The sequence below is a fragment of the Clostridium nitrophenolicum genome, from assembly GCF_055391695.1.
Window position 1 is genome coordinate 3,336,762 of sequence record NZ_AP042469.1, and the last position, 22,333, is coordinate 3,359,094.

Genomic DNA, 22,333 nt, shown 5'->3' on the forward strand with positions numbered 1-22,333 from the left:
CTTTTATGTAAATATGTGGTTTGCAAATACTTTTGTACAATTAATGAGCACTGTTATAAAAACTAACACTATTATTTATATAACTCATTGTAATTTCTCTTCTTTAGGAATCATAACCACTTTAATTTCACCATTTAAAAATAATAGAAGGAAGTCCTAAATTGGAACTCGCCTATTTATTTTTTTCCAAAATAAGAGCCACCTCAAAATAGAAATTAATTTCTATTTTGAGACAGCCCGTAATTATTTGTAAAGGTATACAAATTAATTATTCTTACCCTCTAAAAATTCTATTTTTTCCTTAAATTGAGGTAAATATTCTTTGTGTGCAACTAACATTTCATCTAAAATTGTTTGTGCGATTTTCCCGCTTGGAACAAGTGGGTTAATTGTAAATGCTTGTAACGCAGTACTATAATCTCCTGTTACCGCAGCTTTAATAGTAGTTAACTCCATGTCTTTCATATGTTGTAACAATCCTCTACTTGAAGAGTCAAAGGATCCCCATGAAAGTGGAACTGGCCCATTAGAAGTAATGAGAGAACTTACTTCAACAACTACGTCATCTGGCAGGTCTGAAATAGCACCGTTATTTTTCGTACTTACTACCATATGGCTACGCTTATCATTATATATGGAAGTAATTAATTCACATGCTGCATCAGAATAGTAAGCTCCTCCACGTTTTGCAAGTTGTGGTGGTTTTATGCTTAAGTTAGGATCTTTGTAAAGTTCGAATAATTCTGCTTCTGTACGTTTTACTACTTCTGCTCTAGTTTCACCTTTCTCAAAGGCTTCTAGCTCTTCTTTTAACATATCATCTGTAATATAGTAATACCTATGATACATACATGGTATAATTCCTAAATTGCGAACTTGTTCTGGTAAAAATCCAATATTAGGGATATTTTGAACTCCAGCTTTTTGTTCAGCATCTTCATCAGGATTATTGTTTGGGTTTATTGGACTCTTAACTCCTTCTAAGGCTTTTGCCAGTCCTTCAGGGGATGTATACGCAGCTTCAATTACATCTTTTGTTTTTTCTATTCCTGTTTTATCCCATACACGATGCCAATGGAAATGGTTTAATCCTCCAAAACGGAAGAATAAATCTTCCTCTTTTCCTTTCAAAGCTCCTGCTGCAATTTTACTACACATAATAGGTACATTACATAAACCTACTACTTTATCCCAATGACCATAACGAATAACTGCTTCTGTCACCATTCCAGATGGATTGGTGAAATTAACTAACCATGCATTTTGACAAAGTTCCTTCATATCTTCCACAATATCTAATATTACAGGAATTGTACGAAATGCCTTAAACATTCCTCCTGCACCATTCGTTTCTTGTCCAATTATTCCATGGGATAAAGGAATTCTCTCATCCTTAATACGAGCATCTAATAAACCTACTCGAAGTTGAGTAGAAACAAAATCTGCATCCTTTAGTGCTTTACGACGATCTAATGTTAAGTGAATCTCCCAATCTAGTCCTGCTGCTTTAACCATTCTCTTTGCTAAATTACCAACAATCTCTAGTTTTTCTCTTCCAGCTTCAATATCTACTAACCATAATTCTTTGATTGGTAATTCATCTTTTCTTTTTATAAAACCTTCTATTAATTCTGGTGTATAACTTGATCCTCCACCAATAGTTACTATTTTCAAATTCTTTTTCATATTCATCACTACCTTTCCATGACCATATTATAATTCAAACTATTAATCCTTAGAATATTTATAGCGCTTATAGTCACAAAGAGGACTGTTTAGTTACATGTTCCACCTAAAAAACAAAGTGTTTTTTGGACAGCAAAAACCCCCCTTAATTTTTTTAAGGAGGGTTTTTAATGCTCTGAAGGTGTTTTCATGCTTTGCTTTTTTAATATGGTTAACTTAGCTAAAGCTTCAATTATATACATTGCTGGAATTTGTGAAGTTATATCTACCTTCACCCATGAATTCTCATAAGCTAACTCCCTTTGTATATAATATGAAATATTATAATCTGACATTTTTGCTAAGGTGCTATTCTTGCTGTTAGTTATAGACACCACAGTTGCCTTACTTCTTTTCAATATTTCAGAATTTTGAACTAAAACCTCAACCTCACCCTCAACAGATAAGGTAATTATTATGGTTTCATTTGGTACCTCTAAATTTATTGGAAACATTGGATTGTTGACTCCTGTAGAAAAAATTCCAACATTACAAAAATATCGGCTAGCATAATCAGCAATTATTCCTGAATTACCTACACCTAAAAAAATAACATGTTTCTTTGACGCTATAATATTTGCGATTTTATCAAGCTGATTTTGAAAAGCTTCAGTATTTGCTCTTTGTAAAAAATCCATAACTATTGAAGAATCATACTTTTTGGGGCGATTACTACTCTTGTCTAATTCCAGCTTATATCTCACTTTGAATTCAGAAAATCCATCACAATTCAATTTCCTGCAAAATCTAGTGATAGTAGTAGTTGAAACATGAGCTTCATTAGCTACTTCTCTAATAGTCATATAGGCAATTTTTTCACTATTTTTTAATATAAAATTATAAACCTCATAATCTAAATCACTAAATTGACTTAAAACTTGGTTAGAAAATAAACTCACAGTGTATCACCACCTTCCCAACATTATAAAATATAAAATGTTAAAAAACAAGTTTCTATCATTTGAAGAGTATTCTGAAAAGAAGCTAATTCAACCAACTTTTGTTATAGACTTTCCAAAAGAATCTTCTCCACTTTGTAAAACTCATAGGGATAATTCAGATTTAATTGAAAGATTTGAACCTTATGCCTATGGCGTTGAACTCGGTAATGCTTATTCAGAGCTTAATGACCCATTGAAGCAAAGAATACTTTTACATGAACAAGCATCAAAACTAAGAGCAGGACTTGAAACAGCTAGTCCAATGGATGAGGAATTTGCGGTTGCCATCGATACAGCAATGCCACCAACTGGCGGATTGGGAATAGGTATCGATAGAATGATAATGTTCCTTACTGGTTCTTATACCATAAGAGATGTTATCGCATTTCCTCTAATTAAAAGATAAGAATAATATAACCAAAAGTACTCATATCACTAATAAAAAATATTGATATGCGTACTTCTATTGTTATATGCTATTTGATTCTTATATGCATAATTAAATGACTTTCGTAATATCTTTGAAGTGCGACGCAAAAACACCGTAAAATTCAATTTTGAATGATACAGTGTTTTATAAATTGTTCGTTTTTTCAGTTGTGACATTAAATATAAAATTGATGATATGACGTTTTGCACCAGAACCTTATGGCTTGTTTTGAATACATGCTAGCTACTGAAAATCACTGACCAATAACGCCTTCCATCTGGTGATACGGCAGTTCCCACACCGAGACGATTATAACTAGAGTTCAAAATTCTCTCTCTATGGGGCGGGCTTTCATTCATCCACCAGCTTACTGCGTTGTAGTAAGTTCCAGGTTGCCCGCAATAAATAATCCAACCAAAATTCGCTGCCGTAATACCTGCGTCCTTTAACATTTTACCCTCGTCTCCACCGAAGGTAGGACTATAATGTTCAGCAGGACAACGCCCAATAGCAGCCATGTCCCTTGCTTTTGCTCCAGCCACTTGACTTAAACGTTGATCATAAACTAACCTATGTTTCCCAGCTCTTTGTCTTGCTAGATTAATCAAGTATATCATGCGGTATATACTTCCAGCAAAGAATTGTCTTGGAATTACCCCATAAGGGTTTGTTCTTCTAAACATCTCACATGCTGGGGCACATTCATAAGAATACCCTCCTAAAGCTTCACAATCCTTCATACATTGTTCATAGGTATAACGTACTGTTGGCCCTGGGTAGGAATATATAGGATAGAAATAGGGATAATGGTATTGCCGTTGACTCGAAGGTGAAAAAGGATGATAACACAAAGAAAATCACTCCTTATCTTAATCTTACTTATTTATAGTTATTAGAACTGATTACAAAAACCTAACAACAATTTATCTTATGCCTAGATAGAAAAAATTGCTACTTTTTTCTGAGGTATAATTTAAAATTAAATAATACTTTTTGATGATCAATTTCCAAAGATTCTAATTTTCGAGCCAGTTCACCTTTTAAATTTGTTAATCCAAGCAAAATAGTTCTATCGATGCCAAGATTACATCTTTCGTCAGTATCAGGCCACACTTCATAATTCTTGCTTTGAAACTCAACACCCACCTACTTCAGTAGTTACGTCGCCATAATTTCATAATATCTAAATATCATATACTCTGAATAAATAGACATTCTCTTTGAAATGCGACACAAAAACACCGCAAAATTCATTTTGAATAATGCGATATCCATGTAAATTTTTCGCTTTTTCAGTTGTTATGTTAAATAAGAAAAACATGCATTGACTCAACCAGACATTATGCTCGTTTTGTTCAGTCATACAAATTGGAATTTACTTAATTAATACTTTTATCAAAATTTACATATCATTATATGTAAATTTTGATAAGAACCATCTTTTAATTTTTCTGCATTCTCTATTGTTCCGCATAACTTAAATCCATTTTTTTCATAAATATTAATTGCACCTGTATTATCTTCAACAACATTAAGTTCTATTTGCTCATATCCAATTTCCTTAGCCTTTTCAAGACAATATTCAGTTAACATTGTACCAATCCCCATATTCCAGTATTCTTTTAAAATACTAATACCATATCCTGCTCTATGCATTGTTTTAATTTTATCCCCTAATCCAAATACTGTTGAATTACCGATTAACCTTCCATCAACAAAAGCCGCTATATCAAAACTTTTTTCTGATTTTAATTGTCTCGAAATATATTTCTCTTCGTCCTCTAAACTTGTACTGATTTCTTCTGGATATCTGCTTAAATTATTTGTTTCACCAGCACTTTTATATAAATAATCAAGCATTTCTTTTGCATCTGACATTTCAGGACTTCTTAATATTACATATTTTCTATTTTTTAAAATAATTCTACGTTCTAATATCTTCATAATTATCCCCCATATTCAATATAGATACTCAGTGCTATAAACTGCCCGATAAATTATTATTTGTCTATGGATTTTATAAATAATTTTTACTCCCAGTTTTAATAAATTTACGAAGTATAACTTAGCAATGTTTAATATTAACTCTTGTGTTCAACATACTCAACTATAGTGCCATCTAAATGTTGTACAGTCATATTCATTCCCGTTGGAACTTCTTTTAAATCTCTAATAATTGTAGCACCATTACTTAATAAAAAATCTTTAAATTCAATAATAGAATCTACTAAAAATGTTGCTTGTGTATCTTTAATTGGCTTTAATGCTTCATCAGAACCACTTATAATCAAAATGTTTCCAACTTGTGCTAATTCTAAATTTATTTGAGAATACTTAAATCTCAATTTGCATTTTTCATTTAATGCTTTTTCATAAAATTCTATTGATTTATCAATATTATGTACATAAAAACGATTCAAAATTTGTTTTACTTTCATTGTTATCCTCTCAATAAATTAATTTGCAGCTTCATAATTTAAGAAATTTGTGTAGTAAGTTCGCTGTAGACTTAGCCTATTTTATTCGTTGAAACATTAGATGACTTTCTTTAAATTGAACTAAATCCCATAAGTTCCCGTATAAATCTTTAAATACTGCAACAATACCATATGATTGTTCTTTTGGTTCTCTAACGAATTCAATTCCTTTTGCTATCATATCATTATAGTCTCTCCAAAAATCATCTGTCCCGAGAAATAAAAAAACTCTTCCTCCTGCTTGATTTCCGACAAAAGGTATTTGTTCTGGCTTTGAAGCCCTTGCAAGTAATATTGTAGTTCCAGACGAACCAGGCGGTGATACTACTACCCAGCGTTTATCTTGCTCTGGTTGATATGTATCTTCAATTAACGTAAAATGAAGTTTTTTGTGTATAATAAAATAAATAAAAATAGGAGGATATTAGATGAGCAAAAATAGCCATAAAACATTGGAACTATGAGAAAATGTCCAAAGTATACAATAGAAAAAATTATATACCCCAATATAATTAATGGCTTTATTCCTATTCCATCTTACATTATTTCTGTTAGAATAGATAGGATTGTGGCCGTTAAACTGAAGAAAGCCCCTCAAATTGAGGTTTAGGCTTAGTTATCTATAGAGTTATTATAATCTGAGTCAACACCCGAGTTTTTTTGTTCATATTTCGTAATAAGTATGGCTGATGCAATAGCTGTAATAGGTATAGCCAAAATTAAACCTATGCTCCCTGCTAATGCTTTTAGTATTTCTGCTGCAATAATATCTTGATTAATTGCAGTAGAAATTGATGTAGTATACGAAGCTATCATTATTATTATATACATGGCTCCTCCTACATAAGCAAGTATAAGTGTATTGGCCATAGTTCCCATAATATCTTTTCCTACATTCATTCCAGACTTAATAAGTTCTTTCTTAGTCATTTCCGGCTTTGCTTCTTTAATTTCTTTCATAGCAGAAGCTATGGACATACTTACATCCATTACTGCTCCTAGTGCACCCATAATTATTCCAGCAAAAAATAACCCTTTAAAATTAAAATTAGGATTCTGTATTGTATAAATTATTGACTGAATTTCATCATCATTAAGACCATTTACTCTTATAATGAAATTAGAGTAAATTGCGATAGCTCCTGCTATTAATACACCACCAGAAGTTCCAATGATTGCAGCTAAGGTTTTTTTATTTCTTCCACTTACTATAAAAAGATTTATAACAATTACAAAAATACATATAATCACAGAAACTATAATAGGGTTGTACCCCTTCATAATTAATGGAATAAGAATTTTAATTACTGCTAATCCAGTTATAGCTAGCGTTACTACAGATTTTATTCCCTTTACTCCACCAATTAGTATTAACAAAATTATAAAAACAGCACTTAACTTATATAAATATTTATATCTAACAATATCATAGATATAGGCGCTATTTATATTACCTTTTGTATCTTGATCAATGTTAACTAACACTTCATCTCCAACTCTTGCAAAACTTTGGGTATTATTCTTGTCATCAGTAGCGTTTCCGTCTACAAAATTTTCTGCTGTAATCACCTGTCCTCTAAGTTTACCAGATGAAATTCTAATATCTGCATTACAGTACCTTTCTCCATTATTATCTGTTTGTATGCTATCAGAATAAACTTTAATAACAGTTCCATGTATTGCTTCAGCGTCACTATCAACCTTAGATATATTATTCTCTTTATTTGCTTTTGGCCCATCATAAGCCTTTGTAACAGTACTCGTTATAATTAGTATAAATAGCATTACAACAATTATAATATTTTTATTTACCTTACGTATTTTTACCACCCTTTTCCTAAATTCTATTTTCTAATAATAAATTTCTTTCCAAAATATTTTATTAAAGTGCACTTCATCAAATTTGGTTAATTATATTTTATATTTTTCCTTTAACTAGTGTATAAAAAAATATTAATAATGTTTAAACATCCTTATAAAATTTGTTTTATAATTATTAGCAATATACTGCTAAGGCCTCTAACCTTGTTCATACTATCCTTGAATCATAGTTATTTATTAACATATACTCAATCAATATAAACTTATATAACTTTGATGAATTAATATGTCTTACAAAATTCACAACTTTTCCTTTCCATTGTATCCTTCTAGATACTATAATACAGAAATGTGTGTACTTGTAAAACTAATACTTGCATTTTAAAATAATAACATACTCAAATAGTATAAAGCTATAATAAATATAAAATTAAAGTGAGGTATAATAATGAAAGTATTACTCATTAATGGAAGTCCTAAAGCTAATGGCTGTACTTATACTGCCTTAACTGAAGTAGCAAAAGAATTGGAAAATAACGGAGTTGAAACAGAAATTTTTCATGTTGGAAGCAAACCTATTCGTGGTTGCATGGCTTGTGGTGGTTGCTCTAAAACTGACGGCCTATGTGTATTTGATGATGATTCTGTGAATATTGCTTTAAAAATAGCTAAAGATGCTGACGGTTTTGTTTTTGGTTCTCCTGTACATTATGCTAGTGCATCTGGTCAAATAACATCCTTTCTAGACAGATTTTTCTATGCTGGAAATGTTTTTCAATATAAACCTGGTGCTGCAATTGTAAGTTGTCGACGCGGTGGCTCAACAGCAGCTTTCGAACAGTTAAATAAATATTTTACCATATCAAATATGCCTATTGTATCCTCTCAGTATTGGAATATGGTTCATGGAAATACTCCTGAGGAAGTAAGACAAGATCTCGAGGGAATGCAAACAATGAGAACACTAGGCAAAAACATGGCCTGGCTTTTAAACTGTATACATGCAGGTAAGGAAGCGGGAGTTAAATTACCAGAGAAAGAAACTCGAGCTGTTACTAATTTTATACGTTAATAACATGAGCGCCAATAAAAACTATTGGCGCTCATGTTATTAATACTATTTATTAAACAGTTCTTCTTCTCCTGCAATCTTTAAATCATAGTTTATCAACTATTGTATTCCATGTTAGCTCTAGAACCCCTGTCATATTTGATGGTTCATTCGAAACGTAGGTAACCACTGCATTTTTATCTGGCAACATTACTACATATTGTCCATACAATCCATCCATTCGATAGGAATTAGGGTATGAATTGATCCATATCTGATAACCGTATCCTTGCTTGTGATCAACAGTTGCAAAATACTCATTGAATCCAGATGTATCGATTTGGGATTTTGTAGCCTGTGCAATATAATCTGCAGGTATAAGCTGTTTTTCATTCCATACGCCATTATTAAGCAGGAGTTGGCCAAATTTTGATAACTCTCGTGCTGTTAAATATAATCCTGAGCATCCAAATGATATACCATTTACATCGGAATCCCATTGTGGCTCAGGTATTCCTAATGGCTTAAAAATACGAGGCATTAAATATTCTTTTAGACTATATCCAGTTGTAATGCTAATAAGCTTTGAAAGCATATAAGTTGCAGCATTATTGTATAAAAAATGTGTACCTGGTTCAAAAACAACAGGCTCCTCAAAGAAAAGCTTGCTAATATCATGAAGGGGCTTATTTTCCTTCATTGCTTTTTCTACAGGGCATCTTGCATGTCCTGTACCCATACAAAGCAAATCATGAATGGTCATTTTCTTCAAGTTATCATTTATCTGTATAACATCATCTGCAAAATAATCTACAACTTTGTCATTTAATCTGAAATATCCTTCCTTTTCTGCAATACCAATTGCCATAGATGTAAATGTCTTACTTACAGACCATAAAAGAATTGGTTTTTCTTCTTCAAAATCATGTTCAGCAATTATATCCCCATCCTTTCTTACAACTACATTAAGAACGTGAAGATTTTGCATCTTAACTGATTTAATTAAATTATCCAATATATAATTTTTCATTTTCCATTCTCCTAATATTCATATAATATATTTAATTTTTACTAATAAAATTATAACTTTATTCTTCCTAATTTATCTAGTTCATAAATAATTCTGTAATAAAATTGTCTACACATTACAAATAGATATAATAGGAAGTTGTTGCAAATTGTAATTTATAAAAGAATGATATATAATAGAGCCAAAATATTATTACAATATATAGTGAATTACAAGAAAATAATTTGGAGGCATGAGCATGGGAAAAAGAGATTTTTCTGATTTAGAAGATCAAATTAGAGATACATTGAAAAATGCATTTAACGCTATAGATTTTGCTAGATTAAAAGAGGATATTAATGATAAAACTGATAGCACTTTAAATGAAGTAAAAACAAATTTAAAGAATAAGTCACAATATTTTAATGAAAAAATAAAAAATAACAGGTATTATAAATATAGAAATATTACAGATGTAACATCAAATGACAAAAATAAAGTGCAAATGTATATTTCTAAAAGACCAGCTGGAAGCATATCGGGAATACTTTATATGATATTTGGATTTATAGGCTGTGCAGCATTTGGTTCAATGTTAACCATATACTCAATATTTACTTCTTTTTTTATAGCTTTTTCTAGGGCTAATCTTATTACTTTAGAAATTCTGTTTTCTTTTTTCATATTCAGCATAGTCTTAGCTTTAAGAGGTGTGCATTTAAGAAAAAGGGTAAAGCGTTTTAAACAATATGTAAGAACCTTAGGTAATCAAAGCTATTGTTCTATAGAAGAATTAGCTGCATCCCTTAGAAGGAAGAACAAATTTGTTGTAAAAGATTTAAGCAAAATGATTGACTTAAGTATGTTTCCACAAGCACATATTGATGATAAACAGACCTACTTCATGTTAAATGATGAAGTTTATGAGGACTATTTGAATTCGCAAGAGGCTCTTAAGCATCGTAATGAAGAAGAATTAAAAAGACAAGAGGAATTAAACGAGGAACTAAATGATCCAGAAAAGAAAGAGTTAAGATATACACTTGAACTTGGTAAGAACTATATTGAACAGATAAAAAGTGTAAATGATGCTATACAAAAAGAAGAAATTTCAACAAAATTGCATAGACTCGAAAATATTTCCAGTCAAATATTTAATTATGTAGGAAATAATCCTAATAAGCTGCCTGAGGTTAACAAACTTACTAATCATTATCTTCCTATAACTTTAAAGTTAGTCAATGCATATAAAGAGCTAAATGATCAGCCAGTTCAAGGTGATAATATAAAAAATGCAAAAAATGAAATTGAAAAAACTATAGATACTATAAATATTGCTTTCGAAAAGCTATTAGATGACTTATTTGGAGAAGTAGCTTTAGATATTTCTACAGATATTTCTGTACTTGAAACACTGTTTACACAAGAAGGACTGACTGAAAATGATTTTAAAAAATAATATTAAACAAAAAGGGGAAATTGAGAGTGAATAACGAATTTAAAGAAAATATTGATGTGGTACCAAGCTTAAGTTTTGAACCTTTTCAAGAGGAGGCTCCTATTGTTAAGGCAAAAGAGGAAAATACACAGGGGGAAGTTCTTGACGATAGTTATTTAACAGAAGAAGAAAAAAAGATGGTAGATGAATTTGTTAATAAAATTGATATAACTAGTTCAAATTCAATTCTACAGTATGGAGTAGGTGCTCAAAAGAAAATTGCAGACTTTTCCGAAACTGCTTTAAGTAATGTAAAGACTAAGGAATTAGGTGAAATAGGCGAAATGCTCTCTAATGTAGTAGGTGAGCTAAAAAACTTTGATGCTTCTGAAGAGAAAAAAGGCTTTTTAGGCTTTTTTAAGAAAACTACGGAAAAATTTTCTCATATGAAAGCAAAGTATGATAAAGTTGAAGGAAACATAAACAAAATTTGTACTACTCTCGAAAAGCATCAGATACAACTTTTAAAAGATATTGCTATGCTTGATAAAATGTATGAAATAAATAAGGTATATTTTAAAGAGCTTTCCATGTATATCTTAGCTGGAAGAAAGAAGCTTGCAAAATTGGAGAAAGAGGAACTTCCGCTCCTAGTTGAAAGAGCAAAAGCTAGTGGACTTCCTGAGGATGCACAGGCAACAAATGATTTTGTAGCCCTTTGTAACCGCTTCGAGAAAAAAGTTCATGATTTGGAGCTAACTAGAATGATTTCTCTTCAAATGGCTCCACAAATTCGCTTAGTTCAAAATAATGATTCTTTAATGTCTGAGAAAATACAGTCTACTATAGTAAATACTATTCCGCTTTGGAAAAGTCAAATTGTACTGGCTCTTGGAGTTGCTCATTCCAGCAATGCAGCTAAGGTTCAAAGCGAGGTAACAAATATGACAAATGAACTTTTACGTAAGAATGCAGAAACTCTTAAAATGTCAACTATAGAAACAGCTAAAGAATCTGAACGTGGAATTGTTGATATTGATACTCTTCGCCAAACAAATGAATCATTAATTTCCACTCTTGATGAAGTGCTTCGTATACAAACAGAAGGACGTCAAAAACGTAAAGAGGCTGAAGCAGAATTGCAAAATATTGAAGAACAATTAAAAAATAGGCTTTTAAGGCTTAGATAATTATAGAAGATAAGAGCAGTATAATTTCACTTATTGCTCTTACCTTCTTTTTTTATTATATCTTCCTTGTTTAAAAAAGTTAATGACCTATGATAACAAACAAAATAAAACAGAAATACATGGAAAAATAAAACATTTTTTAAAATAGCTCTAATATATAATTAAAATAATGAAGGTACCTTTCATAAAAAAGTTCAATTATAAGGGGGTTAACATGAAAAATGAGCTTAAGAGAGGTCTGAAAAGTCGTCACTTGAATATGATTGCCATCGGAGGAACAATTGGAACGGGTCTGTTTTTAGCTTCTGGGTATAACATAGAAAAAGCAGGTGTAGGAGGAGGTCCTCTTGCATATTTAATTATTGGAATTCTAGTATATTTCCTCATGATGGGAGTTGGAGAAATGTCAACATTCCTCCCAACATCTGGTGCTTATCAAACATTTGCCGGCCTGTTTGTTCATCCTGTTTTTGGATTTGCTGTAGGATGGAATGTTTGGGTCAATGCTTCAATTTCAATTGGAGCTGAATTGGTTGGCGGTGCAATGATTATGCAACAATTTTTTCCTGGAATTAATCCTGTAGTCTGGTGCATTGTTATCGGGGTTGGAATACTACTATTAAACTTGATTACTGTTAAGGCCTATGGGGAAGCAGAATTTTGGTTTGCTGGAATCAAAGTAGTGACAATTATAGCATTCATGATTACTGGTATACTTATGGTGATTGGTGTTATTGGTAGTAAAGGTCCAATTGGATTTTCCAACTGGACGAGTGCCTCCTTTATGCCAAATGGCATATGGGCTGTTGCATTAGTATCTATTGGTGTAATTTGGTCCTATCTAGGAGTTGAAACTGTAACTATTGCAGCTGGCGAAACTGAAAACCCTCAATTAAATGTTCCTAAAGCTATAAAAACTGTTTTTTTCCGAATTGTATTATTTTACGTTGGATCCGTTACTATAATCGGTCTTGTTGTGCCTTATAAAAATGTGGATGTGTTACACAATGGATATGCTGGTGTTTTCGCAATGGCTGGGATCGGATTTGGTGCTACACTAATGAATGTTGTAATATTGACTTCTCTTGCTTCCTGTGCAAATTCAGTTGTTTATATTGCTAGCAGAATGCTAATGGCTCTTGCTCAAGAGGGAAAAGCCCCAAAAGTATTTGGTAAAATAAATAGTCGGGGTATACCAGTTCCTGCTATTTTGTTGACTATGTCCATTGGTTTTATTTCAATATTAACAAATTTTATTTCACCAGATAAAGTATTTGTTTGGCTAATTTCAATTGCAGGATTTAATACCTTACTCACATGGTTTGGAATCCTACTTTCTCATGTAAAATTCAGAAAATGGCTTGTAAAAAATGGTGGAAAAGTTGAAAACCTTAAGTTCAAAGCTTCCTTCTATCCAGCTGCACCTATAATTGCTCTTATATTTTTAATTGCGATTGCAATAGCTATGGCTACAAGCCCTGATACTAGATTTTCATTTCTAATTGGCATACCTATGATGGCATTGTATTTTGGAATAGGTTATTGGCAATACAAAAAGGGCAATATGATTCCTCCAAGCTATTCAGAGTATCTGGAAGCAAATATAAAAGCTAAAGAGTCAGAAAACTCATAAATTTATTAATGCTGGAGGAAACAAAAATGGAGTGTAAAAAGAAAGATAATTATAAAGAAAATTTAATTTCCGACGTAACGGCTTTAATGCAAAAACTAATTTCTATACCAAGTTCATATTTCAATGAATCAGATATTATGGACTTCGTATTTAACTGGTTTCGTGATAGAGAAATTAAAGCATATTTTCACGAGTACCATGAATCGAAGATTACAAATTATAAAGGTAAAAATGTAGTTTGTGAGTTATTTGGTAGTAAACCAGGACCTACAATTCATATCAATGGTCACCTCGATACAGTAAATCCCTGCAATGGTTGGTCCAAAGATCCTTATGCTGGAACTGTAGAGGATGACAAAATATTCGGCCTTGGAGCTCTTGACATGAAATCGGGATGCTGTGCAATAATGATTGCAATTGAAAGATTTTATCGACTTAATAAAAATTTTCGCGGTAAAATTATTTCTACTTTTGTTTCGGATGAAGAAGGACCTTATGGATTAGGAACCAACTCATTAATAGAAGATGGCCTGCTAGAAGGGATAGATTTTTCTATTGTTGCTGAACCAAGTGCATCATTTGCTTTAAAGCCCTTCCCTAATATTTGCTTAGGCGCAAGAGGTGGATACGCTTTGGAGGTAGAATTCTTTGGGAAAGCTGCTCATGCTGCACTACCACATAACGGTATCAGTGCTGCTGTTGATGCTGGTAAATTCATTTGCCAACTTGAAAATATAAGCTATTTAAAAGATGATTTGCTGGGCCAAGGCGTAGCCTGTGTTGTGGCTCTTGAAAGTGATGGTGGCGCCTGTAGTGTTCCTCATTATTCAAAAGTAAAACTTTTCTGGCATATTGTTACAGGGGAAGATGAAACCGCAATAGAAAAGTATATTATCGAAGCCATTGAAAAAGCAAAAATTAAATGTGATTACAAAATTTCTTTTAGAAATTCTCCAACAGAGGGAAGTCGAGGTTTCATGCCCTATAAAGTTGATAAAAAAAACTACTATGTTGTTGAATTCTTTAAATGCATAAAAAATATATGTGGAGTAGAGCCAAGTGTATCCTATTTCCAAAGTATTGGAGATTTCAATTATTTAGGCTCGAGAACAAATGCTCCTGTAGTAATATTTGGTGCTGACGGAGAAAATTTTCACAGTTCAGATGAATATGCAACCTTAACTTCAATTTCAAAGACTGCAGATATTATTTATGACTTTCTTGTTCGTATACTCTCAAAATAATCTCCTATATTATTGTTAGTATTTATTAACATTTTTTAGTAGAATCTTCGCTTCTATTAGCGATGATTCTACTATATAATTAACTATTAATATTCATTTAAATGAGGGGGCGAAGATTTGCAAGCAGATTTATTAATAGTAAATGGGAAATGCTTTAATCCCGCTGATAATGAAACCTACAAGTGGATTGCAATAAATAAAGATAAAATAGTTGCTATAGGAAAGGGAGATGACTACTTAAATTTCTCTGAATATTGCGGCGAAATCATCGATGCAAATGGTTCTTCAGTGCTACCTGGTTTTTATGATAGTCATTGTCATCTTGCTCAGACCGCTATCAATCATGTTAGCCTGAATTTAAGTGAGGCCACTTCTTTTAATGATATCGGAGATTTGATTTCTATGCAGTCAAAAAAGAATCCTGGTAAACCAATAAGAGGAATTCGACTGGATGAGCTTAATTTGAAAGAAAAGAAACTTCCTGATAGATATATATTAGATAAATTTTGCGATGATGTTCCAGTTTGAATAAATAGAGTGGAATATCATACGAGTATATTAAATACATACTCTTTGCTCCATTACAAAATTCCATATTCAGTCTCAGGAATTGAGCTTGATAAAAGCGATATGCCAACAGGTATTTTTAGAGGAAATGCAAACGCTTTGCTACGTCAGAATATCTTAAATAGCATAAGCAATGAATTCAAACTTGAAGCTTTAAAAGAGGTAATACCAAACTTTATTAAGTCCGGTGTTACAACGGTATCTTCAATGGAAGGTGGCTTTATGTTTTGTGATAAAGATGCAGAATTCATACATGAGTATTATAAATCTATGCCTATTGATTTGGTGCTTTTTTATCAGACTACTGACATAAAAAAAGTCACTAGTATGGGACTTAAAAGAATTGGTGGGAGTTTATTCATAGATGGCTCTTTTGGTTCTAGAACTGCTGCACTTTATCAGGACTATTCTGATTCCCCTGGTAATCGAGGAGTTTTATATTATACACAAGATGAACTGAATTCTTTCTTTCTAGATTGCTATGAAAATAATCTTCAAACCGCAGTTCATGTTATTGGTGAGCATTCCATTGATCTTGCTTTAAATGCTCATGAATATGCATGTAGAAGAACTGGCAATAACACATTGAGGCATAGACTTGAACATATAGAACTCCCTACCCCACTTCATCTAAAAAAATCAAAAGCATTAAATTTGATTTATTCAATGCAACCGGCTTATGAGTACTTTTGGGGAGGGCCAGGTAAAATGTATCAAAGGAGGCTTGGAGAAAGATATAAAATTACCAATCCATTCAACGAAATTATTAAATGTGGTATTAAAATTTGTGGCGGATCTGACAGTGATGTTACACCTTCCAATCCATTACTAGGAATTCATTCTGCAGTTAACCATCCCGTTGAACAGCACAGAATACCTGTTCTTGAAGCTGTTAAAATGTTTACATCGAACTCTGCATATGCGATATCTGAAGAGAGTGTTAAAGGTAGCTTAGAAATAGGAAAATTGGCTGACTTAATAATTCTAAGCGATGATTTATTTAGTATAAACAAAGAAAATATAATAGATGTGAAAGTTAAAGCAACTATTAAATCTGGCAATGTTTTGTTTAACGAATTTAGTCGGGGAGGTAGAGTATAAAATGCCTATTCTCTCGATAAGTATGCTAGGAAAAATCACTATGAAATTTAACGGTGAATACATCGAAAATAAATTAAGTCACAAGGCAATTGCTCTAATTTGTTATTTAATTACTAATTCAGATAAAAAAATTAGCCGTGAGAATTTAGCAGGTTTGCTCTGGGCTGATAGCGATGAGGAATCTTCAAGATACAATTTAAGATATAGTTTGTGGAGTATTAAACGTATTATTCATCATGATGAAAAAGGTGAGGAATTAATTATTTCAGAAAAGGATTCATGTTATATAAATAAAAGATATGATTTTTTTTGTGACATTCTTTTTCTTAAAAATCATGAAGAAAAGAATGCCATTACCCTAGAGGAACTTCTTAATTTGAAAACTTTATTCTCAGGAGAATTTTTAGAAGGACTATATATAAAGAGAGCTTCTGAATTCAACGATTTCATATTATTTGAGAGAATCATTTTTCAAAATAAAAACTTAGAAATTCTGAAAAAAATATTGAAAAAATATGAAGAACTAAATCAATCTAAAAACTGTATTAGGACAGTGAAAGAAATGTTGGCAATTGATTTATATAATGAAGATTTTGCTTATATGCTTATGGATACTTATAACAAATCAGAAAACATAACTAGCGCAATTGATTTTTACCAAAGCTTCGAGAAAAACCTCAGGAAGAACTTAAATATTTCTCCTTCAAAGAGATTGAAAACGCTCTATAGTTCAATAATTTCTACTAATCAAAATGAAAAAAAGACAACAAATAATACTTACGCCAATGTGCAAAAAAAACATTTATTTATTAATACCTTTTGCCTAAAAAAAATCCCCTTTTTCTGGATTTCTGATGTCATAGGAAAGATTGTAGAGGAATTAAAAGCTTATAAGGAATTAATTATTGAAACCAATTATATTGCCGACCTAGCATTTATTCAAAATAAAATAGTGTTTTTGAGTAAAGAAAAAATCAAAGTTCCTCAAGCGGTACCTCCAGTACGAGTAATTAATGCGCTTTATGAACTCCTTAAATCTTTACCAGAGTTTTACTTGATTCATATTAAAGTTAATAATTTCGAAAACATTGACTCTATTTCAAAAGATGCACTGCAATATATTGAAAGTAATTCCATAGAAGGTATCGAAATTATTAAAAGCTAATGTAAATTTAATGAAGTTTTAATTGAGAAATTAAAAAATCCAGCAGTTCATTACAACTACTGGATTTATATTATTTGTTATCCCTATAACTCTCACTATTTACGGTACCGATTATCTCCTAAGGCTCTAAACCATCTTTTTTTCTTATAGCTTCCTTCAATGTATGCCAAGCAAGCACCGCACATTTCACTCTAGCTGGCATTGTAGAAATATTTTTAAGAGCGATTGCATCTTCTAATTTTTCTAACTCTTCATCATCAGTAACTTCTTTTTTTATCATACCTATAAAGGTATTTACATATTCTAATGCTTCCTCTTTAGATTTTCCTTTTATAAGATCTATCATCATTGAGGTAGATGCCTGAGATATGGCACATCCACTGCCTTCAAAGGATGCATCCTCAATTATATCTCCATTAAATTTTAGTGATAGAGTTATATCATCGCCGCAGCTTGGATTGTGTCCTCTCTCTGTACAATCCGCATGTTCTATATGCTTCTTATTGTGATTACTTTGGTTATGCTCCATTATTATTTCAGAATATATTAAATTAAGATTCTCCATATCCTAACCACTTCCTTACACTTTTTATACTTTCAATAAATTTATCTACTTCTTCAAAAGTATTATAGAAGTAAAAGCTTGCTCTTGACGAAGCTTGAATTCCTAAATACTTCATAAGAGGTTGTGCACAGTGGTGACCAGCTCTAACTGCTACACCATAGCTGTCAACAATACTTGCAACATCATGGGGATGAACTCCTTCTATATTAAAGGATATAATTCCACCTCTACTATCCATATCCCTAGGTCCATAAATAGTTACATAAGGTATTTCCTTCATTTTACTTAGGGCGTATTCTGTAAGTTCTTTTTCATGTTCTGCAATATTGTCCATCCCCACACCCTCTAGGTAATCTATAGCTGCACATAAAGCTACTGCTCCCTCAACGTTTTGTGTGCCTGCTTCGAATTTAAATGGAAGCTCAGCAAAGGTTGAATCCTGCTCTGTTACGTACTCTATCATGTCTCCTCCTCTCAAAAATGGAGGCATCTTTAAAAGAAGTTCTTCTTTTCCGTATAGCACTCCGATTCCCATTGGAGCAAGTGCTTTGTGTCCTGAAAATACAAAGAAATCTGCATCTATATCTGTTACATTTACCTTCATGTGTGGTACACTTTGAGCTCCGTCAACCACAACGACAGCTCCTTTACTGTGGGCATACTCTACTATGTCTTTAACAGGATATATAGTTCCAAGTACATTAGACATTTGTGCTACAGCTACAAGCTTTGTCTTATCAGTAATCTTTTCCCTATACTCTTCTTCAGTAAGTCTTCCTTCTTTATTAATATACATGTATTTTAAAACTGCGTTTTTTGCTTTTGCTACCATCTGCCAAGGCAAGATATTACTATGGTGTTCTGAAATAGTAACTACAATTTCATCTCCTGGCTGTATAAAGGCCATTCCGTAGGTATAAGCTATCAAGTTTAATGATTCAGTAGCATTTTTTGTAAATATTATTTCATTAGCTTTTCCAGCTCCAATGAAATTTTTAACCTTCTCTCTAGCTCCTTCGTATGCATCTGTTGCTGCTACGCTTAGATAATGGGCTCCTCTGTGAGGATTTCCATTAATCTTCTCATTATAATCTGTTATTGCCTGTATAACGGATTTTGGCTTATGTGTTGTAGCTCCGTTATCTAAATAAACTAATTTTTTACCATTTATATCTATAGAGAGGATTGGAAAGTCCTCTCTTATTTTATTCACATCAATCTTACTCATCTTTAATCCTCCTATAGAAAACCTAGGATTCCAAGTTAAAAAATCAATTTCCTAACTAATTTCCCTAGACTAGTCTCTTTCTAAGTTCCTCCAATAAAAAGTCTTTAAGTTCTTGTACTGGTACTCTATCAAAAATAGGACTGAACTTAGCTTCCACTACAAGTTTCTTAGCTTCTTTCTCACTAAATCCTCTGCTCATTAAATAGAATAATTTATCCTCATTCATTTGCCCTACACTAGCTGCGTGTGCTCCTTCTACATCATCTTCCTCACATAGAAGCATTGGCACTGAATCAGTTTTTACTGTAGGATCTAATAAAAGTACGTCTTCATCCTGTGCTCCTTTAGCCTTTGATGCACCCTTCTTGAAATCTATATTACCTTTAAACAATTTCTTTGCTTTATCCTTCAATACACCTTTGATTTCCATGTTACTTTCACTTCTTCTGCCGTTGTGGTTTACAGTGTAATAAATGTCCTGCTTTCTAGCCCCATCTACAAGATATGCAGAATGTAATTCTGATGAACTATTATCCCCTTTTAGATTAGTAACATAGTTAGTAACGTTTATTTCACTTCCAATATCAACAGTAACCCAGTTTACCTTTCCGTCTCTTTCTACAAAGGCTACATTAGAGTCAAAATGAGTTGATTTATCATTCATTCTCTGTATTTTAACTATAGTTACCTCCGAATTTTCTTTTGCAAATACTTTTGTTACACCGTTATGAAATGGCTTATTTTCTTCTAAAACATTACTCTGAATTTCCATGTTTGAGTCATTTATACTATAGTCCATAACAACAGTAACTTTACTTCCTTTTTCTGCAATAATGATATTATGATCTATCACTGTAGGATTTTCCCTATCCATTACAAAGTTAAGTCTAATAGGTGAAGCTACAACTTGATTTTCACAGGTTCTAAGGAACACTCCAGAATTAAAGTTATATTCACCTAAAGCTACAAATTTATCAGAGACTCCAAAGCTTTCCTTCAAATTTATAAATTCATTTATATCCTCTACTACTTCTAAAGCCTCTTTTGTTTCCAAAACCAATGCACTATCTAAAGTTCCATCCTCAAAGCTTAAATATTGTTTATCAAAAGCTTCTATTTTAGGAAGTGTAAACTTTTCTAGATTAAAGTTGTTTACCTTTAAATAACTCCAAGCAGGAACCACAGTTTGATTTAACTTATGCTCCTTTTCGCTGTTTACTGCATTTAAAATATCTAAAATGTCATCATATTTACTCTTTGATAACTCTCTTATTGTACCATTCATTTTCTGCTCCCCCCCTTAACCTATAGTTCCTTCTAACTCTAGTTTTATTAAGTTATTCATTTCAACGGCATATTCTAGAGGAAGTTCCTTTGCTATAGGTTCAACGAATCCTCTAACTATCATAGCTTTTGCTTCTTCTTCATTTAATCCTCTACTCATTAAGTAGAATATAGCCTCATCACTTATTCTGCCTATCTTTGCTTCGTGACCAATATCTATATTGTCATTGGCAACGCTTATAACTGGTACTGTATCTGATCTTGACTCATTATCAAGCATCAAGGATTCACAGGATACAGTAGCCTTTGAATGATGTGCATTTGGAGTAGCACTTAAAAGTCCTCTATAAACAGCAATTCCTCCATTTTTAGATATAGACTTTGAATTTATTGTTGAAGTTGTATAGGGTGCTGCGTGAACAACCTTAGAGCCAGTGTCTAAATGCTGTCCTGACCCTGCAAAGGTAACTCCAGTAAACTCTGATCTAGCCCCTTCTCCTCTTAAAATACTCATTGGGTAAAGCATAGATACTTTTGACCCAAAGGAACCAGATATCCACTCAATAGTTCCATTTTTATCTACTACAGATCTTTTTGTATTTAAGTTATACATATTTCTAGACCAATTTTCTATAGTGCTATATCTAAGAGTTGCTCCCTCTTTTACAAATAATTCAACACAGCCTGCATGTAGGTTATTAACATAATACTTCGGTGCTGAACATCCTTCTATATAGTGAATCTTCGCTCCTTTTTCCACTACAATAAGAGTATGTTCAAACTGTCCTGCCCCTGGGGCATTTAGTCTAAAATAGGACTGTATTGGTATATCTACCTGAACGCCAGCAGGCACATAAACAAAGGAGCCTCCTGACCATACTGCACCATGCAGTGCTGCAAACTTATGATCACTTGGTGGTACTAACTTCATGAAATATGGCTTTACTAAATCCTCATATTCCTTTACTGCAGTTTCCATGTCCATATAAAGTACACCTTGGCTTGTTAGCTCTTCGCTTACATTGTGATAAACAACCTCTGAATCATACTGAGCACCTACTCCCGCTAATGATTCATGCTCTGCCTTTGGTATTCCAAGAAGATCAAAGGTCTTCTTTATATCCTGTGGCACATCCTTCCAATCATGCTTCATATCAGTATTTGGTCTGATGTACGTCACTATATTTTCTACATCCAAATCCGTTAAATCCGGTCCCCAGGCTGGCATAGACATGCTGTTATATATCTCTAAAGACTTAAGTCTAAAATCTCTCATCCACTGAGGTTCATTCTTTTCCTCAGATATTTGCTCTATTATTTCTCTAGTCAACCCCTTTTCTGTCTTGTAACTATATTTAAAGTCATTTTTTATATCGTAAATTCCTCTTTCTATATCATCAATATAAGTTTTCTTCTTTTCCAATTTACTCCACCTCTTTTTCTGAATATGGTTTTGCTAAGTTT

The 22,333-nt window shown here is 32.3% G+C and carries 18 protein-coding genes and 2 pseudogenes; 8 read left to right on the top strand and 12 right to left on the bottom strand.

Annotated elements, in window-relative coordinates:
- Window positions 1-264 precede the first annotated feature (264 nt).
- Together ACZ5N4_RS15975 and ACZ5N4_RS15980 are read right to left on the bottom strand one after the other, a co-directional pair.
- The gene (locus ACZ5N4_RS15975) at window positions 265-1,686 is read right to left on the bottom strand and encodes a 6-phospho-beta-glucosidase (protein ID WP_464203492.1); all 1,422 of its coding nucleotides are present in this window, start codon (window positions 1,684-1,686) and stop codon (window positions 265-267) included.
- A 167-nt stretch (window positions 1,687-1,853) separates the two neighbouring features.
- Entirely contained in the window at window positions 1,854-2,624 is a 771-nt protein-coding gene (locus tag ACZ5N4_RS15980) for a MurR/RpiR family transcriptional regulator (RefSeq protein WP_464203493.1), read from the bottom strand.
- A 37-nt stretch (window positions 2,625-2,661) separates the two neighbouring features.
- Between ACZ5N4_RS15980 and ACZ5N4_RS15985 the strand changes: the two genes are divergently transcribed.
- Entirely contained in the window at window positions 2,662-3,072 is a 411-nt protein-coding gene (locus tag ACZ5N4_RS15985; RefSeq protein ID WP_464203495.1) for an amino acid--tRNA ligase-related protein, read from the top strand.
- Between the two features lie 263 nt (window positions 3,073-3,335).
- Here the strand turns inward: ACZ5N4_RS15985 and ACZ5N4_RS15990 are convergent, their stop codons facing one another.
- The 5 genes and pseudogenes from ACZ5N4_RS15990 to ACZ5N4_RS16010 form a co-directional block, all read right to left on the bottom strand.
- Window positions 3,336-3,836 carry a CAP domain-containing protein gene (locus tag ACZ5N4_RS15990; protein ID WP_464203496.1) on the bottom strand — a complete coding sequence of 167 codons (501 nt, stop codon included), beginning with the start codon at window positions 3,834-3,836 and terminating at the stop codon, window positions 3,336-3,338.
- 655 nt (window positions 3,837-4,491) lie between these two features.
- Window positions 4,492-5,040, bottom strand: a complete 549-nt coding sequence (locus tag ACZ5N4_RS15995) for a GNAT family N-acetyltransferase (RefSeq protein WP_464203497.1) — start codon at window positions 5,038-5,040, stop codon at window positions 4,492-4,494.
- Between the two features lie 137 nt (window positions 5,041-5,177).
- Complete coding sequence (locus ACZ5N4_RS16000; protein WP_464203498.1) at window positions 5,178-5,534, bottom strand: VOC family protein; 357 nt, start codon at window positions 5,532-5,534, stop codon at window positions 5,178-5,180.
- Window positions 5,535-5,610: 76 nt separating this feature from the next.
- Window positions 5,611-5,964 (bottom strand): annotated as a pseudogene (locus tag ACZ5N4_RS16005) (VOC family protein); the annotation flags it as partial.
- Between the two features lie 221 nt (window positions 5,965-6,185).
- Complete coding sequence (locus tag ACZ5N4_RS16010) at window positions 6,186-7,394, bottom strand: YibE/F family protein (protein WP_464210974.1); 1,209 nt, start codon at window positions 7,392-7,394, stop codon at window positions 6,186-6,188.
- A gap of 448 nt (window positions 7,395-7,842) precedes the next feature.
- Here ACZ5N4_RS16010 and ACZ5N4_RS16015 point away from each other — a divergent pair, with 448 nt between their 5' ends.
- The gene (locus ACZ5N4_RS16015; protein WP_464203499.1) at window positions 7,843-8,466 is read left to right on the top strand and encodes a flavodoxin family protein; all 624 of its coding nucleotides are present in this window, start codon (window positions 7,843-7,845) and stop codon (window positions 8,464-8,466) included.
- Window positions 8,467-8,551: 85 nt separating this feature from the next.
- Here the strand turns inward: ACZ5N4_RS16015 and ACZ5N4_RS16020 are convergent, their stop codons facing one another.
- The gene (locus tag ACZ5N4_RS16020) at window positions 8,552-9,475 is read right to left on the bottom strand and encodes a serine hydrolase domain-containing protein (RefSeq protein ID WP_464203501.1); all 924 of its coding nucleotides are present in this window, start codon (window positions 9,473-9,475) and stop codon (window positions 8,552-8,554) included.
- A 238-nt stretch (window positions 9,476-9,713) separates the two neighbouring features.
- Between ACZ5N4_RS16020 and ACZ5N4_RS16025 the strand changes: the two genes are divergently transcribed.
- The 6 genes and pseudogenes from ACZ5N4_RS16025 to ACZ5N4_RS16050 all read left to right on the top strand — a co-directional run bounded on the left by ACZ5N4_RS16025 (window position 9,714) and on the right by ACZ5N4_RS16050 (window position 17,792).
- A complete protein-coding gene (locus ACZ5N4_RS16025; RefSeq protein ID WP_464203502.1) occupies window positions 9,714-10,913 on the top strand; it encodes a 5-bromo-4-chloroindolyl phosphate hydrolysis family protein in 1,200 nt (399 codons plus the stop codon).
- Between the two features lie 26 nt (window positions 10,914-10,939).
- Window positions 10,940-12,082, top strand: a complete 1,143-nt coding sequence (locus ACZ5N4_RS16030; RefSeq protein ID WP_464203503.1) for a toxic anion resistance protein — start codon at window positions 10,940-10,942, stop codon at window positions 12,080-12,082.
- 214 nt (window positions 12,083-12,296) lie between these two features.
- Window positions 12,297-13,715 carry an amino acid permease gene (locus ACZ5N4_RS16035; protein WP_464203504.1) on the top strand — a complete coding sequence of 473 codons (1,419 nt, stop codon included), beginning with the start codon at window positions 12,297-12,299 and terminating at the stop codon, window positions 13,713-13,715.
- A gap of 26 nt (window positions 13,716-13,741) precedes the next feature.
- Window positions 13,742-14,959: a M20 family metallopeptidase gene (locus ACZ5N4_RS16040; RefSeq protein WP_464203505.1), complete on the top strand. Its 1,218-nt coding sequence runs from the start codon at window positions 13,742-13,744 to the stop codon at window positions 14,957-14,959.
- Between the two features lie 117 nt (window positions 14,960-15,076).
- Window positions 15,077-16,627 (top strand): annotated as a pseudogene (locus tag ACZ5N4_RS16045) (amidohydrolase).
- A 22-nt stretch (window positions 16,628-16,649) separates the two neighbouring features.
- Window positions 16,650-17,792 carry an AfsR/SARP family transcriptional regulator gene (locus ACZ5N4_RS16050; protein ID WP_464203506.1) on the top strand — a complete coding sequence of 381 codons (1,143 nt, stop codon included), beginning with the start codon at window positions 16,650-16,652 and terminating at the stop codon, window positions 17,790-17,792.
- Between the two features lie 118 nt (window positions 17,793-17,910).
- Here the strand turns inward: ACZ5N4_RS16050 and sufU are convergent, their stop codons facing one another.
- The 4 genes from sufU to sufB form a co-directional block, all read right to left on the bottom strand.
- Window positions 17,911-18,357 carry a Fe-S cluster assembly sulfur transfer protein SufU gene (gene sufU / locus ACZ5N4_RS16055; RefSeq protein WP_464203507.1) on the bottom strand — a complete coding sequence of 149 codons (447 nt, stop codon included), beginning with the start codon at window positions 18,355-18,357 and terminating at the stop codon, window positions 17,911-17,913.
- Window positions 18,344-19,585 carry a cysteine desulfurase gene (locus ACZ5N4_RS16060; RefSeq protein ID WP_464203508.1) on the bottom strand — a complete coding sequence of 414 codons (1,242 nt, stop codon included), beginning with the start codon at window positions 19,583-19,585 and terminating at the stop codon, window positions 18,344-18,346. Before ACZ5N4_RS16060 ends, sufU begins: the two co-directional genes overlap by 14 nt.
- 64 nt (window positions 19,586-19,649) lie before the next feature.
- The gene (sufD, locus tag ACZ5N4_RS16065) at window positions 19,650-20,870 is read right to left on the bottom strand and encodes a Fe-S cluster assembly protein SufD (protein WP_464203509.1); all 1,221 of its coding nucleotides are present in this window, start codon (window positions 20,868-20,870) and stop codon (window positions 19,650-19,652) included.
- 15 nt (window positions 20,871-20,885) lie between these two features.
- Window positions 20,886-22,292, bottom strand: coding sequence for a Fe-S cluster assembly protein SufB (gene sufB / locus ACZ5N4_RS16070; protein WP_464203510.1), 1,407 nt, complete (start codon window positions 22,290-22,292; stop codon window positions 20,886-20,888).
- Between the last annotated feature and the right edge of the window lie 41 nt (window positions 22,293-22,333).

Bases quoted from the DNA above. Each gene is read 5' to 3' on its own strand.
- ACZ5N4_RS15975 (WP_464203492.1), bottom strand. From the start codon at position 1,686: ATGAAAAAGAATTTGAAAATAGTAACTATTGGTGGAGGATCAAGTTAT.
- ACZ5N4_RS15985 (WP_464203495.1), top strand. From the start codon at position 2,662: ATGTTAAAAAACAAGTTTCTATCATTTGAAGAGTATTCTGAAAAGAAG.
- ACZ5N4_RS15990 (WP_464203496.1), bottom strand. From the start codon at position 3,836: ATGAAGGATTGTGAAGCTTTAGGAGGGTATTCTTATGAATGTGCCCCA.
- ACZ5N4_RS15995 (WP_464203497.1), bottom strand. From the start codon at position 5,040: ATGAAGATATTAGAACGTAGAATTATTTTAAAAAATAGAAAATATGTA.
- ACZ5N4_RS16000 (WP_464203498.1), bottom strand. From the start codon at position 5,534: ATGAAAGTAAAACAAATTTTGAATCGTTTTTATGTACATAATATTGAT.
- ACZ5N4_RS16015 (WP_464203499.1), top strand. From the start codon at position 7,843: ATGAAAGTATTACTCATTAATGGAAGTCCTAAAGCTAATGGCTGTACT.
- ACZ5N4_RS16020 (WP_464203501.1), bottom strand. From the start codon at position 9,475: ATGAAAAATTATATATTGGATAATTTAATTAAATCAGTTAAGATGCAA.
- ACZ5N4_RS16025 (WP_464203502.1), top strand. From the start codon at position 9,714: ATGGGAAAAAGAGATTTTTCTGATTTAGAAGATCAAATTAGAGATACA.
- ACZ5N4_RS16035 (WP_464203504.1), top strand. From the start codon at position 12,297: ATGAAAAATGAGCTTAAGAGAGGTCTGAAAAGTCGTCACTTGAATATG.
- ACZ5N4_RS16040 (WP_464203505.1), top strand. From the start codon at position 13,742: ATGGAGTGTAAAAAGAAAGATAATTATAAAGAAAATTTAATTTCCGAC.
- ACZ5N4_RS16050 (WP_464203506.1), top strand. From the start codon at position 16,650: ATGCTAGGAAAAATCACTATGAAATTTAACGGTGAATACATCGAAAAT.
- sufU (WP_464203507.1), bottom strand. From the start codon at position 18,357: ATGGAGAATCTTAATTTAATATATTCTGAAATAATAATGGAGCATAAC.
- ACZ5N4_RS16060 (WP_464203508.1), bottom strand. From the start codon at position 19,585: ATGAGTAAGATTGATGTGAATAAAATAAGAGAGGACTTTCCAATCCTC.
- sufD (WP_464203509.1), bottom strand. From the start codon at position 20,870: ATGAATGGTACAATAAGAGAGTTATCAAAGAGTAAATATGATGACATT.